This window comes from Bradyrhizobium sp. B025 (assembly GCF_042257955.1).
GTDB classification, from domain to species: Bacteria; Pseudomonadota; Alphaproteobacteria; order Rhizobiales; family Xanthobacteraceae; genus Bradyrhizobium; species Bradyrhizobium diazoefficiens.
The window spans coordinates 6,452,747-6,468,262 of the sequence record NZ_CP170150.1 but is presented as its reverse complement, the minus strand read 5'-3'; the positions used below and the strand labels follow the sequence as shown (position 1 = coordinate 6,468,262).

The following is a 15,516-nucleotide window of genomic DNA, read 5'->3' as shown; positions in this document are numbered from 1 at the left end:
AGTGGTTCCGGCGGCTCAACCAGAGGTTCGAGCGCGCCGCGCCGATGGGGACTTGCGGATCAAGATGGGCGGTCGCGATCAGAACGATCAGGATCGGAAACGGATGACCGGATGGTGGCGGGCCGCGCCGCTGCTCGGACTGTATCGCCCTGCGCTGGTCGCGGTTGCCGTCGGCCTGCTGTTCTCGATCGTGGGCGCGGCCGCCGTCGCGCGGTGGGAAAACCGCGTCACCAGGATCGAGTTCGAGAACGCGGCCGAAACCGAAGCGATCGTCATGCAGAACGGCATGAGCGAGTATATCAGCAGGCTCGTCGCGCTGCGCACGCTGTTCGAATCGACCAACGAGGAAATCACCCGCAGCGAATTCGAGACCTTCAGCACCCGCCTGTTCGAGCGCCATCCGGGCATGCTGCGCATCGCCTGGCTGCCGCGCGTCAACCGCAAGGAGCGCGCCGAATACGAGGCTGCCGCGATCACGGACGGCGTGTCCGGCTATCGCATCAAGTCGCTTCAGGGCGACGGCTTTGCGACGGCGCCGCAGAGCGACGAATATTTCCCGGTGTTCTACTCGACCCAGCCGAAGACGTCACAGGTCTACGGCATGGATTACGCGACCGTCCCGGAACGTCGTGCGGCCCTGGAGCGGGCGCGCGACAACGATCGGATCGCGGCCATCCGCACCCACCTGTTCGAACCCAAGGAGGGCGGCCGGCTGCCCGACGTCCTCGTGGCCATTCCCGTCTACGCCAAAGGGACGTCGCGCGAGACGGTCGCGGACCGGCGCCGCAATCTGGCCGGCTTCGTCGTCGGCATCTTCGACCTGCCGATGCTGATCCAGTCCATTCGCGTGACCACCGGCGCAAGCCCCGCGGTCAGCGTGAACGTCTATCCGCCCTTCACGGGGCAGATCGTCAGCCTGGAAGAAATGTTGCCGGACTATGCGTCGGCCGCCGCGGCGCCGCAGTCGATGCGGGACGTGGCACGGGCCCTGCACTGGTCGGGCAGTCTCAAGATCGGCGACACCGACTGGCAGGTGCGCGCCATGCCGACGGCCGGCGGCGCGCTGGAGACGTCATACGACCGCGCGGCCGCGGTCCTCGTCGTCGGCATGCTGCTCACGCTGTCGCTGTCGGCCTATCTGATGCTGGCAAGCCGCAATTCGCGGCGGCTGTCGCTGGCGAACCGTCGGGTGCTCGAGCTCGCCCAGACCGACATCCTGACCGGCCTGCCGAACCGCGCCTTCTTCCTCGCCCGGCTCGACGATCTCAACGGCCAGCTCAACGACGGCGGTTCGACCTTCTCGATCCTGATGCTCGATCTCGACCGCTTCAAGAACGTCAACGACTCCCTCGGTCACGGTGCCGGCGATGCGCTGCTGCGCCAGGTGGCGCAGCGGCTGAAATCGGCGCTGCGCGCCACCGACGTGCTGGCGCGGCTCGGCGGCGACGAATTCGCCATCATCCAGGAGGGGGGCGAGGATCAACGCACCTGCTCCACCGAGCTGGCGGCGCGGATCGCGAAACTCGTGGCCGAACCGTTCCTCCTGCCCGGACATCGCGTGGAGATCGGCACCAGCATCGGCATCGCGATCGCACCGGATCACGGCACCGACCAGGAACAGCTGCTCAAGAAAGCCGACCTTGCGCTCTATCGCTCGAAATCGGCGGGCCGCAACTGCTTCACCATCTACGACGAGGCGATGTCGGCCGAGCTCGAGGCGCGCAACACGCTGGAAGGTGACTTGCGCGACGCCATCGCGCTCTGCCAGCTCGAGGTGCACTACCAACCGTTCGTCGATGCCCACAGCAGTGAGCGGCGCGGCTTCGAGGCGCTGGTGCGCTGGCGGCATCCGAGTCGCGGCCTGATCCCGCCGGACCAGTTCATTCCGCTGGCCGAGGAGACCGGGCTGATCGTGCCGCTCGGCGAATTCGTGCTGCGGCGCGCCTGCGAGGATGCGGCCGGCTGGCCCTCCGGGCTTGCGGTCGCGGTGAACCTGTCGCCGATCCAGTTCAAGGAGGCCGAGCTGTTCGAGATGATCTGCGCGGCGCTCGCCGATTCCGGCCTGCCGCCCGAGCGGCTGGAGATCGAGATCACGGAATCCGTGCTGCTGGAACGCGGCGTCGAGAACCTCGCTTTCATGGAGCGGCTGAAGCAGCTCGGCATCGAGCTCGCACTCGACGATTTCGGCACCGGCTATTCGTCGCTCAGCTATCTGACCACGTTCCCGTTCGACAAGATCAAGATCGACAAGTCGTTCATCCGCAACCTCACGCATCAGCCGCGCAGCTCCGCCATCATCGCCTCGATCGTGACGCTGGCGCGCGGGCTGGACATGTCGGTCACCGCCGAGGGCGTCGAGACATGTGAAGAGTTCGAGCGGCTGAAGGCGCTCGGCGTCAATTTCGCGCAAGGCTATCTGTTCGGGCGTCCGCAGCCGGTCGGCCAGATCGCATTCGACGAGTCCGTCCGGCCTTCGCAGCGCGACGCCGCCTGAGCGTTCGCCTCGAAGGATGTGCCGCAAGAAGCCGCGTTCTCTCGAATGCGATTGCTCCGGACGGGTATCCGCGAAAAGCGCTTGACCCAGGCATCGCCGGATGGTCGGTAGGATCGTCTAGGGATGAAATAAACACAACATGCGGCTTCCGTTCTTCTACGGCTGGGTCGTGGTCGCGGTGACGTTTGTCACCATGGCCATCGGCGTCAACGCGCGCACCGCGTTCTCGCTGTTCTTTCCGCCGATCATCTCCGAATTCGGCTGGGAGCGCGGCGTCACCGCCGGCGCCTTCTCGTTCGGCTTCGTGGTGTCGGGCGTGGTCAGCCCGCTGATCGGTCGCCTGATGGACCGCGCCGGTCCCCGCGCGGTGATGGAGCTCGGCGTCGCGCTGATGGGCGGCGGGCTGCTGCTCGCTCCGCTCACCAGCGAGCCCTGGCATCTCTACGTGACCATCGGCGTCATGGTCGGCGCCGGCAGCGTCTGTCTCGGCTATTCCGGCCAGTCGCTGTTCCTGCCGAACTGGTTCATCCGCAAGCGCGGTTTCGCCATCGGCATCGCCTTTGCCGGCGTCGGCATCGGCTCGGTGACGCTGCTGCCATGGGTGCAGCACATGATCGAAGAGACCGGCTGGCGCACGGCCTGCACCGCGATGGGCCTGCTCATCCTGATCGTGCTGGCGCCGATCAATCTGTTCCTGCGCAAACGACCCGAGGATATCGGCCTTCGGCCGGATGGCGATGCCGCGCCGGTCGCAGGCGCTGCAAAGCCGGTCTCCAACATCGTCGATCCCGTCTGGGTCGGCACCGAGTGGACGCTCAAACGCGCGGTCGGGACGGCGCGGTTCTGGTGGATCGCGGTCGGCTATTTCTCCGGCCTGTACATCTGGTACGCGGTGCAGGTGCACCAGACCAAGTTCCTGCTCGATATCGGCTTCAGCCCCGGTGTCGCGGTGTGGGCGCTCGGCATCGTCAGCCTGCTCGGCATTCCCGGCCAGATCGTGCTGGGCCATGTTTCCGATCGCATTGGACGGGAATGGGTCTGGGCCATCAGCTGCGCAGGCTTTGCGATCTGTTTCGCGGCACTGATGGCGCTGAAGTTCCAGCCTTCGCTCTGGCTCGTCTATCTCATGGTGTTCGCGCAAGGCGCGCTCGGCTACGGCCTCACCTCGATCATGGGCGCGGTGGTGTTCGAGATCTTCCAGGGCAAACACCAGGGCAGCATCTTCGGTACGATCATGCTGGCGGCCCTGGCCGGCGGCGCGGCCGGTCCCTGGCTCACGGGTTTTCTCCATGATCGCACGGGCGATTACACGCTCGCCTTCGCGATCGCCATGGTCGTGAGCGGCTTGTCGGCGCTGTCGGTATGGCGGGCATCGCCGGGCAAGGTGCGGGCCGTGGCCGGACGGCTGCATAAGCTCCAGGGCGGACGCGCACAGTAGGTTCCGCACACATCGGATTGCCTTCGTCTCTTTGGCGGACCGTTAAGCATGTCGCGCCTTGGCGGGGCGCGGCGGGACCGCAAAAACGTCTTGGACACCATCGAAGCGCTAGCCTCGACCGATTTCCGCCGGGTCCAACGATGTCTGCCTCCGATTGTCTCGTGACAGAAACTCCGCAACTGCTGCTGGCTGCGCTCGAACGTGCCGACGATGGCGTCGTCATCGTGGATGACACGCAGCGCATCATCCACTTCAACACCGCCGCGGAGCGGATCTGGAAGCTTTCGCGCACCGAGGTGCTCGGTCGCGATGCCGCCGTTCTCACCCTCAAATGCCTCCAGGCCGACGCGGTCACGGATTTCCGCGACGAGATCAGCCTCATGCGGCGCGACGGCAGCCGCATCAAGGTAGCCATCACGCTGTCCTCCGCGACCATCGATGGCGCGGTCCATCGCATCGTGTTCGCACGCGACGTCACCGCGGAGGCCGAGCGCCGTGCGCGGATCGCGCTTCTCCACGCCGTCTCCGACCAGACCAACCGCGTGGTGATCATCACCGACACCGAGCAGAACATTGTCTACGTCAATTCGGCGTTCACTTCGCTGTTCGGCTATACCAGCGAGGAGGCCGAAGGTCGCCGCGCGGGCGAGCTCATCGCCGGTCGCCACACCGATCGCAAGGCCGTCGCCAAACTCGTCAAGCGTCTGATGCATGGCGACCGCCGCGGCGAGGCCGAGGTGCTCGCCTACGACAAGGACGGCGAGGAGATCTGGGTCTGCGCCCGGATCGATGCCTTCCGCGACAAGAAGGGCCGGGTCAAGCACATCTTCGCGCTGCTCGAAGACATCACCGAGACCAAGCAGCTCCGCTCGCTCCAGCAGCTCATCATGAGTGCGCTGGCCGACGAGGTCCCGATCGCCGAGATCGCCGATCGGCTGTGTCGCCGCGTCGAGGAGATTGCGCCCGACGTCGTCTGCTCGCTGCTTCACGTCGATGCCGCGGGCCTGATCCACCCGCTCGGCGGTCCCAGCTTGCCCGAGGACTATTGTCGCGCATTGGACGGCGTTGCGATCGGCCCCAATGTCGGCTCCTGCGGAACGGCTGCCTACTATGGCGAGCCGGTTCTGGCTGAAGATCTCGACACCGATCCGCGCTGGCAGCCCTACAAGGCGATGCCGCTCGGGATTGGCCTGCGCGCCTGCTGGTCGACCCCCGTCAAGGCCAAGGACGGCCGGGTCATCGCCACCTTCGCCTTCTACTATCGGGAGCCGCGCGCGCCGAGCAACTGGCACCGGCGCATCGTCGATGCCTGCGTCAACCTCGGTGCGTTTGCGATCGAGCGCAAGGAGGCACGCGCGGAGATCGCGCGGCTCGCCTATCACGACATTCTCACCGGCCTGCCCAACCGCGCGCAGCTGCGGCACCTGATCTCGGCCGCGATCGACGCCTGTCCGACCGGCAGCCACGTCGCGCTGGCCTTCCTCGACGTCGACCATTTCAAGGACGTCAACGATACGCTCGGCCACGCCGCCGGCGACGAGCTCCTGATCCAGCTCGCGCAGCGCCTGCGCGAGCAGATCGGGCCGGAAGACATCCTGGGCCGGCTCGGCGGCGATGAATTCGTCGTGCTGCTGCCCCATCGCGACGCCGAGGGTGCGGAGCGTGTCGCGACCGGGATCACCGAGGCGCTGGCTGCGCCGTTGCGGCTCGGCTCCCGGCAGATGCAGATGTCGGCCAGCATCGGCATCAGCCTCTATCCCGATCATGCGACCGACATCGACACCTTGATGCAGCAGGCGGACGCCGCCATGTACATGGCCAAGCAGGCGGGACGTTCGACCCATCGGCTGTTCAGTGCCGAGATGAACGGGTTGACCGAGCAGCGGCTGGCGCTGATCGCGGCGCTGCGCCGCGCCATTGCGGAGGGCGAGCTCACGCTCAGCTACCAGCCGCAGATCCGCAGCTGCGACGGCGCGATCCACGGCCTCGAGGCGCTGGCGCGCTGGCACGATGCCGAACTCGGCGACGTCTCGCCGGCAAAGTTCATCCCGCTCGCCGAGGAATGCGGCCTGATCGAGCAGATCGGCCTGTGGTCGGTGCGCGAGGCATGCCGGCAGATGGCGAGCTGGCGCCGCGCCGGGCTCAGCATTCCCTGCGTGTCGGTGAACCTGTCGCCGATCAATTTCCGCAACGTCACGCTGGCGGCGCGGCTGGCCGACATTCTCGCCGAATACGGGCTGCCGCCGGACGCGCTGATGCTGGAGATCACCGAGGGCGCGTTCATGCAGGACAGCGTCGCCGCGCTCGAGACGATGAACGCGATCCGCGAGCTCGGCGTCGGGCTCTCGGTGGACGATTTCGGCACCGGCTATTCGAGCCTCAGCCGTCTCGCGCACCTGCCGATCCGCGAGCTCAAGATCGACCGCAGTTTCATGCGCGACATCGAGACGGACGCCGGCGCGCTCGCGATCGCCACCGCCGTGGTGCGCGTGGGGCAGGGTCTCGGCATGACCGTCGTCGCCGAGGGCGTCGAGACCGAGGCGCAGCGCAAATTGCTGGCCGATCTCGGTTGCGACGTCGTGCAAGGCTTCCTCTACGCGCCCGCGCTTCCCCCGGTCGCGTTCGAGCGCTGGCTGATCGAGCACTGCGCCGAGCAGGCGAGGGCGATGCTGGGGTGGCTCGATGTTGCGCCGGCAGATCGCGACGTGGTGAAGCGCTCGGCGTAGAGCGTGGACTCCTCACTAATCGGCCCGCGAAGGCGTGCCATGTCCAAATGTGCGGTGCATCGTTCGCGTGGCACCAATCGACATCCGCCGAAGACGGGCCGCCGGCGTCGGCGCACAGCGCCGGGCGGCGATCGTGTTCACGCCACCGCGGTGATCAAAACAATCCGGGGCTCAAATCCAGGCCATCAGTGAGCGAGAGCACGAACACGAAAGCGCACGCTCCGGCCAGCAGCAGGGCGTGTTTCGCCACGTCGGCGCGGGTGACCGAGACGACCGTCCGGGAAATCGCGTTGATGATTGCTGTCACGTCGGCCTCTCGATCTTTCACATCCAATGAAGCAGCTTCCGCCGCCGGCACCGTCAGTCGGCCCAGGCTGCGACGACCAAGGGAGGATCACCTTGCGCGGGTGCCGCGCGCGCGATGAGGACGCCGCCAATCACGTGAACGACGCCGAATCCCAGAAGAACGAGGACCATCAGCTGTGTTTCGCTCAATCGTCCCGCGTTCTTGCCCCTTCGCTTGTTCAGCATGTGGCGAACGAGCGTTTTCGTGTCCGGCGATGGCGTCGGGTCACAAAGGTTGATTTCGACCCGATCGAAACCAAGGTGCCGGTAGCGATGAACGACGTTGATTGCCTCTCGGCGGCGAGATTCGTGAAGTGCAGCAAGGATCGTTGGTGCCACCGAGGTCCGGGGTGGCGCGGGGTCGTCGATCTTCATGGCTAGTCTCCTGATGCTGCGCGGCATGGCGCAGGCGGGTGCGTGCGCCGGGCCCGCCTGAAACGATCGAAACCTGCATCGAAATCCGCCGACGAAACGGCTCTGGCTCTCGCAGCGGCAAAGGCCGTCAGCGCGACGCCGATTCCGGCGCGGGCGACAAAGAGAATGGCGGCGATTGCTGATCGCATCCGGCTGGGCTGCGCCTGAGCAGGACCGGCTCCCAGAAGAATCGGGTGGTTTCGGACGTCGCCTCGTGCGGGCAAATCCCGATGTCTCTGAGGTATTCGGGCTTGTGCCTGAGGTCGGCAAGCAGCTCCGCCCTGAAGCGGGCGCGCTGGTACCAGGTGACGAACAGCGTGAGGGGCGCCAGACCGCGCAGATGAAAATCCTTTGCGGGGGGAATAGGGTCGGAGATGCGCACCTGGGACTTTGTCCGGGGCGCAGTCGCGGCTTCATGAAATGACGCGCGACGACCTCTGGGCTTTGTTGCTTTACCCCAATCGTGAATTTGATCGTCCAGATGGGTCAATGCGATCTCCTGTTTGATGGCGGTTGGGAAGCCGGAGTCCATCAGTCGCCTCCGAAAAGGAGCGGTGCGACCGGAGGTGCCGAGTCCGAAGCCGCCCCGGCACTCGGAGCGGCAAGGGCCGTCAGCGCGACGTCGATCCCCGCAAGGACCGCGAAAAGAACTGCGACCGCCGCTAGGAGGTGACGCGCGCGCATGACCGCTTTCCGGATGAAATTGCCGAGCGTCGGTTCACCATTCGGCATCCCGTCGCAATGCGATCAAAACCTGCGGGGGTCTTCGCCGGCGTTATTCAATCGTCATCGGCGCGTTAATAATGTTCGCAAGGGTGGCAATTGCTGTAGAGTGTATACCAAATGGGTGCGTCTGATTGAATCGGAGGCGGAGTGGCCACAACTACATCTGCGGCGTGCCCAATCTTTAGTCTCTCGCTTCTGGGACGTTTCGTACTGACAGGGCCGGATGGCGCCGTCAGCCTGCCGAACAAGAAGCTCGCGGGGTTGCTGGCCTTTCTGGCCTGCATGGCTCCTGACCCGCAGTCACGCGAAAAACTGTCGACCTTGCTGTGGGGATCTCACCTCGATGCGCAAGCGAAGCAAAATCTGCGACAAGCGCTCTTCAAGCTACGTCAAATCCTGGGTCAGGATGCGCTGAGGAGCGATGGCGAACTCGTGTCGCTGAATGCCATGGTGATCGCATGCGATGTGAGCCAATTTGAGGAGCTTGTCCAGGACGGCAGCCGTGATGCATTGAGTGCGGCGGCGGACCTCTATCGTGGGCGCCTGGCTGACGACATCAGCGTCGGCGAAGAATGCTGGAGCGAATGGGTAGCCGGCGAACGCGAGCGGTTATCGGAGCTGGCTCTGGGCGCTATGGTGACGCTCGGCGGGCATGAGCTGTCCGAGGGGCGTGCGGAGCAAGCCCTGCGAACCGGCCAGCGCGCCAATGCACTCAATAACCTGCGCGAAGATTCGCATCGCTTGATCATGCGCGCTTTGTCCGCAACGGGACGTAACGCCGAGGCGCTCAAATACTATCGGGACGTCGTTGCCTTGCTGAAGCGCGAGCTGAGCACCGAGCCCGATCTGGCAACCAGGTCGCTGGCCGCGGAACTGCGCAGCAATCACCCGCAGAACGCCGCGCCGGCTGCCGGTGAGGTCGCGCCGGAGGCCTCACCCCCGCCGGCGCTCGTCATGCACGGCGAGAGGCCGTCCTTGGTGGTTCTGCCGTTCAGCAACATGAGCGGTGACCCCGAGCAGGACTATTTCGCCGACGGCGTCACTGCGGACATCATCACGGCCTTGTCGCGCTTTCGCGCCCTTGTGGTGATTGCACGCGGGACGAGCTTTGCCCTCCGGGACAAGGGAATGACCAGCCAGCAGATTGCGCAACAACTCGGTGTCCAATACGTCTTGAGCGGCCAAATTCGCAAGGCCGGCAACCGCATTCGCGTGTCGGCCGAGCTGACCCATAGCGGCAGCGAGGCTCAGGTCTGGTCCGATCGCTATGACCGCCCGCTGACCGACATCTTCGATCTGCAGGATGACGTCAGCAGCAGCGTCGCTGCGGTCGTCGATCCCGCCGTTCGCAGCGCCGAAATCGAACGCGCACGTCGCAAGCCGCCAACCAATCTTTCTGCTTACGATCTCTACTTGCGTGCCCTTCACCACCTCTGGGGCGGCACCCGTGAGGATATCACCAAGGCGATCGACCTGCTTCGACAGTCTCTCAGCCTTGATGAGGCGCGCTCGCCGACGCTCGCGGCGCTCGCCTGGGGACTCGTCATGGCTTCGCCGCTTGGCGCACACACGTCGCCGGACGCCACGACCGAGGCGCTCAGTCTCGCGCGTCGCGCGGTCGAGCAGGACGGTACGGACGCCTTTGCCCATGCGGTGTATGGCTTCACACTGTTTGGGCCGGCCGGCGACAACGATCAGGGGCGTATTCATGCCGTCGAGGCCGTGAGGCTCAATCCCAGTTCGGCTTTCGCGTGGGGTACGCTCGGAATGATCGATAGCATGGCAGGCGATTACGAGAACGCAGTCACATGCCTTCATCGTTCTCTCGTCCTCAGTCCCTACGACAGCATGCTGCATTTGTGGATGACAGGATTGACGGCGTCTTGCTTTGCGCTCGGGCGCCACGAGGATGGCATCGCCTGGGCACGCAAGTCGGTTCGGCACAATCCGGGCAATGGCACCGGCCATCGTATGTTGGCGGCCAATCTGGTCGCCGTCGGCCGCCTGGAAGAAGCCCGCGAGATCACGCGGCGTCGCGATGCAACACAAAAAACAACGATCCGCGATCTGCGCGCCATGCGCTTTTTCAAGCAAAACGATGCTCTCGAACGCTACCTTTCGGCCCAGCAGGTTGCCGGTGTGGCCGATTGAGCGTCAAGCGCCGAGTGCAACGAGAAGCGTGCGACCGGTCATGAAGACGAGGATGAGCGAACCGACCGTCCACAGTGTCGCGCGAACTTCGTGGATTTGTCCCGTGAGATAGGCCAGAAAATGCAGCAGGCGTGAGGCAACGTAGCCGTAGAGCAGCCACTGCGCGAGCCGCAGCGACGGCTGCGTGAGGATATAGAGCAGACCCGCGACCAGGAAATACGGCAAGCTCTCGAGATCGTTCATCTGGATCCGGCGGATCCGCTCGACACGTTCGTTGGGAAGAAGCTGCGCTGGATCTGGCGCAGGATTCATCGGGGTCTTCTTGATATCCTCCGGCGAACGGTAGCCCCCCTTGGCTTGCACCATACGGATCACGGTCAGCCATGACATCGCCACGGCCTTCAAGATCATCAGGGTGGCGGCAACGACATACGTGGCGAAAAGGGGATCGTGAAGACTCATTCGGTCCAATTTGGCCCCCTTGTGACGTTTCCACGTGAGATGCGCGACCGCGCCGCGCCACCAGGCAAAGGACGTCACCCGTCCGCGTATAGCCCGGCGCGCTCGCGAACGCCACCGCCGTGGTGTGCGCGGGGCAGGGCGACATCGGCCGGGCAGCAAGAGACCGCCCGAAGGCGGTCTCGCACTCGGGAGAGAAGGCGTTCCGTCAGATATCAACCTGGATGGCCATGTTGGAGCGTACCCAATCGGATTGCCCAGCCTTTAGCCGCTTAGCCTGGAATTCTGCGAAAGCTGGATCGGCACCTAGTGCCGCCAAGGTGCGCCCATAAGCTTCTACGCTATCGAAGCGAGCGACGAAGGCGTAGTTCCCGACCTCGCCACCGATCACCGACCAATAGCTGACATCGGCCCCGTGTTTTTTCCAAAGTGTCGCGCCGTCCTTTGCAAGCTGTAAGATAGTCGCGAGATCGCTACCGGGCCTTGGATGCGAAACGAACTGCATAACAACTGCAGGCATTTTCCCCTCCAATGAAAAATGATGGCGCCAAACGACCCGGCTGGTCATTTGGTCCGAGGAGAATTCCAAACAGCGCGGCTCTCGCGCTTGATCTGGATCAACTCAATTTCTCCAGCCTGACGGCAGGCTGCCCGCTCTTGCGCTGAATTGCGGCATTGCATGGAGATCGCCCATGATCGAGCAGCGCAATCGAGTTGTTCAGGTCAGCCGCTTCGGTGATCCCGAGACACTGGAAGTTGTCGATACCCGCCTGCCGACCGCCGGCCGGGGCGAGGTGCGCGTTCGCGTACTCGCGTCGAGCCTCAGCTACACCGAGGTATTGATCAGGCGGCATCTGTACCCGCAAACGATGCGCCTCCGGCCGCCATTCGTCATGGGCTACGACGTGGTGGGGGCAATCGATCAGCTCGGCGAAGGCGTGCACGACTTTCAGATTGGCGACCGCGTGGCCGACATGACGGTGGTCGGGTCGAACGTCGAGTATCGCACGCTTCGGGCGGACGACCTGGCCCGCGTGCCGGTTGGCGTGGACGCCGCTGAAGCGGCCGCGCTGATCTTGAGCTGGACGACCGCGTACCAGCTTCTGCACCGCGCGGCCAAGGTTCAGCGAGGCCAACGTGTGCTCGTGCACGGCGCCGCCGGCGCGGTCGGCCAGGCGCTGCTCGTGCTCGGGAGACTGGCGGGCGTCGAGCTGTGGGGCACGGTGCGCGGCGAGCACATGGCGCTCGTCCGGGAGCTCGGGGCAACGCCGATCGACTACCAGCATGAGGACTTCACGCGGGTTCTGCCGGGCGGGTTCGACGTCATCGTCGACGGCGTCGGCGAAGACGGCTATCGCCGCTCATACGCCGCGCTCAAGCCAGGCGGCCTGCTCTGCGCCATCGGCTTCTCGGCGAGCGTGCAGGCACGGCGTCGGATGCTCCCCATCGTGATGGAGATCGCGCGCCTCTATCTGTGGAGATTATTGCCCGGCGGCAAGCGAGCCCGCTTTTACTCGGTAAATGCCATGCGGGCGCGACATCCCACCTGGTTCAAGGAGGACCTGGAGGAATTGTTCGAGCTTCTGGCAGAAGGTGCCATCCGGCCGCGCATCGCCGAGCGGATCTCCTTCGACGAGGTCGCCGAAGCTCACCGTCGCCTCGAGGCTGGCGGTCTCGAGGGCAAGCTCGTGCTGTGCCCGGATCTCTCCTCGCGACGCAGCCAGCGCTCCGCCTGACGCGGTGCGACGCTGCCCGGGCGTTTCCGCTACGGTCAGGATCGCCGCTCGGCCCAAGACGCCGAGCCGGCTGTGAGCATGACGATCGGCAGGAACGGGCCAAAAGCAGCCCTTACGGTCCGGCTCGCCCTGAGCGAAGCCGGATCGCTCGCCGACCAGGGAGTGGCTCACTTCCGGGGCTCAACGACTGTCTTTGTTGATCCGTCCGGCGCTGCCTGCATCCCCGGTGGGCTTTGACCTTGCGGACTTTCCGGCTGCGCACCACCCGACTTTGTTTCAATCGGTCCGGTCCAACCTTGCGGCTGCAATTGACCTTTTTCTTCCGGCGCCGAGCGCCCGGTCGGCGTGTTCAAGTCTTTCTTCGGATCGGCTTGCGCTGTCGCAAATCCGCACGACACGGCCCAGCAAATCGTCGTTATCAGAATAATCCTCACGGCGACCTCCGCTTGGCTGAATGTAACAAACAGGCTGGACCACCCTTCAGTTCCGTATTGCAATGCGAGCGAACGACCGATCGAAAAAGAATGTCCGCTTCGGGTCCAGTCGCGTCGGTTCGACAGGACACCGAGGACTTCCGGTCAAGCCTGGTGAACTGACATGATCAGCGCTGGTCAGCTTGTCTCAAACGGGCCAATAGGTGACATTCGAGTAGGAAGGTCGCCAATGTCGGCAAGCGAATAGCCTTCACGTTATTGCTCCCGCACGCCTCCCTTCCTTAGCCCATCGAGAATTTCATCAAATTCCCGACGAAACTGCGGGTTGCTTGAGTATCCGTAGCCAAACTCACGGAACCACTGGATCGTGAAATCTGGTCGGATCTTGTTCAATTCAGTCAAGCTCTGCCGCGCCGGCTCCAACTGCCCGCTGGCTCCGTAAGCCGAGACCAGATCTACATAGGCGTACCAGAATGCGTTGTTTATGTTGATCACTCGCCTGCAGTCCTTGGTGGCTTCTTCATATTCCTGAAGGTGCAGGTGTGCATGGCAAAGGTTGTAATACCAAGAGACGGCAATCGGATCTTTCGGGCTGAGGCGGAGTGCCAGCTGAAGCGGCGAGAAGGCTTCGCGGGCCCGCCCGGAGAGGATGAGTGCAAGTCCTTTCTGAGCGTAGGCGATCGGGAAATTTGGATTGATTTCAAGCGCAGCGTCGTATTCAGGCAACGCCTCCTCAGGGCGCCCAAACACTCGAAGAGTGTCTCCCTTTACCACGTAAGCCAACGCGTTTGACGGGCTTTTCGCAAGAGCCCTGTCGATGAGATCAGTCGCTATTTCTTTATCTTCGGCCATGGACGTCGACCACCTGAAGCCCGCAGCAATGGCTAAGCACCATGCTTTCGCGATCATTGCATCGACGTTATCCGGATCGAGACGCAACGCACTGTCGAACAGGTCCTTTGCCTGCGCGATTTCCGTCTTCGACCGGGGCTCATAGAACTTTGCCCAGCCGCGCATCGTGAAGTCCATGGCGTCTGGATTTCTGGATTGGTCCTTTTCGCTGCGGCGGCTTTCGGCTTGCATGAGTTCAATGTTTAGCGAGCGTGCGAGCCGTCCCGTGATCTGGTCCTGCAAGGCGGCGAGGTTCGTGCGATCGCCGTCGAAGCGATCGGACCAGATGTCGCGACCGCTTGCGGCATCCGTAAGCGACACGTTGACCCGGATCTGATCTCCGTTGCGCCGCACGGCGCCCTGTACCGCCCATCGGATGCCGAGCTCCTTGCCGAGCGTCTTAAAGTCGATCTGCTTGTTCTTGAATGTAAAGGCCGTTCCCCGTCCGATGACGAAAGCGCCGGGCATTTGCGCGAGATCGGTTGTCAGATCGGTCGTAATACTATCGGCGAAGTAGTCCTGCTCCGGATCGTTGTTGAGGTTTGCAAATGGCAGGACGACGAGAGACAATCGGGGAGCAACGTCAGGCCTGGCCGTAGCCTCTCTTTGCGTCTGTTGCTTGTCCGGAAACACATCGGTGCGGAGCGTCTTCCACACAGTCCAGTAGCCGACGAGACCACCCGCGATCGCGCCGATAGCGGCGATCGAGGCGAGCGCTCCGCCGATCAACTGCAATCGCGCCCGGAGGCGACTCTTTAGATTGCGAAGATCGCGATCGGATGGTGGTTTCCCCAATTGCTCCTTATCGGATGTCGCTTTGTCCGGTTGCTCGTTATCGGATGTCGGCTTGTCCGGTAGATCGGTGGAGACTTCCGAGTTCGTCATCGTTGCCTCCGCGCAGGAGCCAAACGTCCGGATTCCAAAAACTAGCAGATTTTCGCGGCTTTGGGTTGGTCAAGGTTGCTGACAAGTTCAAGCCTCTCTCAAGTTGTCGCTTGGACAATCGCCCCAGCCGCTGTCACTCCGCCGCCAACCCCGTCCTCCGCCGCAAATCCGTAATCGCGCGCAGAAAACTGTCGGCCGGCGTCGTCTCCGGATCGATCAGCCGGTGCAGGCGAAAGCCGTCTTCCAGCGCCAGCACGACGGAGGCCATCCACGGCGGGTTGAGCGTGTTGTTCTTGCCGTTGCTCTTCAACGTCGCCTCGACGATGTCGGCGATCAGCTTGCGCCGCGCGCGCAGGCGTTTGGCAAGCTCCGGCCGGCGCTTCTCGGCGCGCGCGACGTAGAGGATCATCTCCATGTGCAAGAGCGGCGAGCGGCCGAGCGGATCCTGCCGGCTGCGGTCCATCGTTCGCAGCGCCGCGATGAAATCGTCGAGATTGTCGTGCTGCGCGAGGATGTCCATATTGCGCCGGATCGACTGCTCCACATGGTCCTCGAGCATGGCGATGATCAATTCGTCCTTGCTGTTGAAGTTGGAATAGAACGCGCCGCGGGTGAAGCCGGCCGCGGCCGCGATCGCCTCGATGCTGGCGCCGCCGATGCCGTCTTCCTCGAACACCCGCGCGGCCGCCTCGAACAGTCTGTCGCGCGTGTCGTCCCTGGTCGGCCTGGTTCTCACCCTTGACATCGGACCAGGTTAGGGCAGAATGCAACTCGATACAACAATGTATCGAGTTGATAATTTCAGGGGATGGTTACG

The 15,516-nt window shown here is 63.9% G+C and carries 13 protein-coding genes; 5 read left to right on the top strand and 8 right to left on the bottom strand.

Annotated elements, in window-relative coordinates; translation table 11 throughout:
- The first annotated feature begins 103 nt into the window (after positions 1 to 103).
- The 3 genes from ACE10W_RS30445 to ACE10W_RS30435 all read left to right on the top strand — a co-directional run bounded on the left by ACE10W_RS30445 (position 104) and on the right by ACE10W_RS30435 (position 6,658).
- Positions 104 to 2,494: an EAL domain-containing protein gene (locus ACE10W_RS30445; protein WP_375762280.1), complete on the top strand. Its 2,391-nt coding sequence runs from the start codon at positions 104 to 106 to the stop codon at positions 2,492 to 2,494.
- A gap of 139 nt (positions 2,495 to 2,633) precedes the next feature.
- Entirely contained in the window at positions 2,634 to 3,932 is a 1,299-nt protein-coding gene (locus ACE10W_RS30440; RefSeq protein ID WP_375762279.1) for an MFS transporter, read from the top strand.
- A 140-nt stretch (positions 3,933 to 4,072) separates the two neighbouring features.
- Positions 4,073 to 6,658 (top strand): EAL domain-containing protein, encoded by a 2,586-nt coding sequence (locus ACE10W_RS30435; RefSeq protein ID WP_375762278.1) that lies wholly within the window; start codon positions 4,073 to 4,075, stop codon positions 6,656 to 6,658.
- A gap of 154 nt (positions 6,659 to 6,812) precedes the next feature.
- On the opposite strand, the gene ACE10W_RS30430 is transcribed toward ACE10W_RS30435, so the two are convergent.
- From ACE10W_RS30430 to ACE10W_RS30420, 3 genes are all read right to left on the bottom strand, one after another.
- Entirely contained in the window at positions 6,813 to 6,965 is a 153-nt protein-coding gene (locus tag ACE10W_RS30430) for a hypothetical protein (protein WP_202633148.1), read from the bottom strand.
- A gap of 53 nt (positions 6,966 to 7,018) precedes the next feature.
- Positions 7,019 to 7,378: a hypothetical protein gene (locus ACE10W_RS30425; protein WP_375762277.1), complete on the bottom strand. Its 360-nt coding sequence runs from the start codon at positions 7,376 to 7,378 to the stop codon at positions 7,019 to 7,021.
- Positions 7,379 to 7,505: 127 nt separating this feature from the next.
- On the bottom strand, positions 7,506 to 7,949 hold the full coding sequence (locus ACE10W_RS30420) for a hypothetical protein (protein WP_375762276.1): 444 nt from the start codon (positions 7,947 to 7,949) through the stop codon (positions 7,506 to 7,508).
- Positions 7,950 to 8,290: 341 nt separating this feature from the next.
- Between ACE10W_RS30420 and ACE10W_RS30415 the strand changes: the two genes are divergently transcribed.
- Complete coding sequence (locus ACE10W_RS30415; RefSeq protein ID WP_375762275.1) at positions 8,291 to 10,294, top strand: BTAD domain-containing putative transcriptional regulator; 2,004 nt, start codon at positions 8,291 to 8,293, stop codon at positions 10,292 to 10,294.
- Positions 10,295 to 10,297: 3 nt separating this feature from the next.
- Here ACE10W_RS30415 and ACE10W_RS30410 read toward each other — a convergent pair whose 3' ends face one another.
- The gene (locus ACE10W_RS30410) at positions 10,298 to 10,834 is read right to left on the bottom strand and encodes an MAPEG family protein (RefSeq protein ID WP_011089282.1); all 537 of its coding nucleotides are present in this window, start codon (positions 10,832 to 10,834) and stop codon (positions 10,298 to 10,300) included.
- A 127-nt stretch (positions 10,835 to 10,961) separates the two neighbouring features.
- Positions 10,962 to 11,273, bottom strand: coding sequence for a hypothetical protein (locus tag ACE10W_RS30405; protein WP_231166563.1), 312 nt, complete (start codon positions 11,271 to 11,273; stop codon positions 10,962 to 10,964).
- Positions 11,274 to 11,445: 172 nt separating this feature from the next.
- Between ACE10W_RS30405 and ACE10W_RS30400 the strand changes: the two genes are divergently transcribed.
- Positions 11,446 to 12,489 (top strand): medium chain dehydrogenase/reductase family protein, encoded by a 1,044-nt coding sequence (locus tag ACE10W_RS30400; RefSeq protein ID WP_375762274.1) that lies wholly within the window; start codon positions 11,446 to 11,448, stop codon positions 12,487 to 12,489.
- A 167-nt stretch (positions 12,490 to 12,656) separates the two neighbouring features.
- Here ACE10W_RS30400 and ACE10W_RS30395 read toward each other — a convergent pair whose 3' ends face one another.
- The 3 genes from ACE10W_RS30395 to ACE10W_RS30385 all read right to left on the bottom strand — a co-directional run bounded on the left by ACE10W_RS30395 (position 12,657) and on the right by ACE10W_RS30385 (position 15,444).
- Positions 12,657 to 12,923: a hypothetical protein gene (locus ACE10W_RS30395; protein WP_129557363.1), complete on the bottom strand. Its 267-nt coding sequence runs from the start codon at positions 12,921 to 12,923 to the stop codon at positions 12,657 to 12,659.
- A gap of 255 nt (positions 12,924 to 13,178) precedes the next feature.
- Positions 13,179 to 14,699: a tetratricopeptide repeat protein gene (locus ACE10W_RS30390; RefSeq protein WP_161533730.1), complete on the bottom strand. Its 1,521-nt coding sequence runs from the start codon at positions 14,697 to 14,699 to the stop codon at positions 13,179 to 13,181.
- Positions 14,700 to 14,832: 133 nt separating this feature from the next.
- Entirely contained in the window at positions 14,833 to 15,444 is a 612-nt protein-coding gene (locus ACE10W_RS30385; RefSeq protein ID WP_161533731.1) for a TetR/AcrR family transcriptional regulator, read from the bottom strand.
- Positions 15,445 to 15,516: the final 72 nt, after the last annotated feature.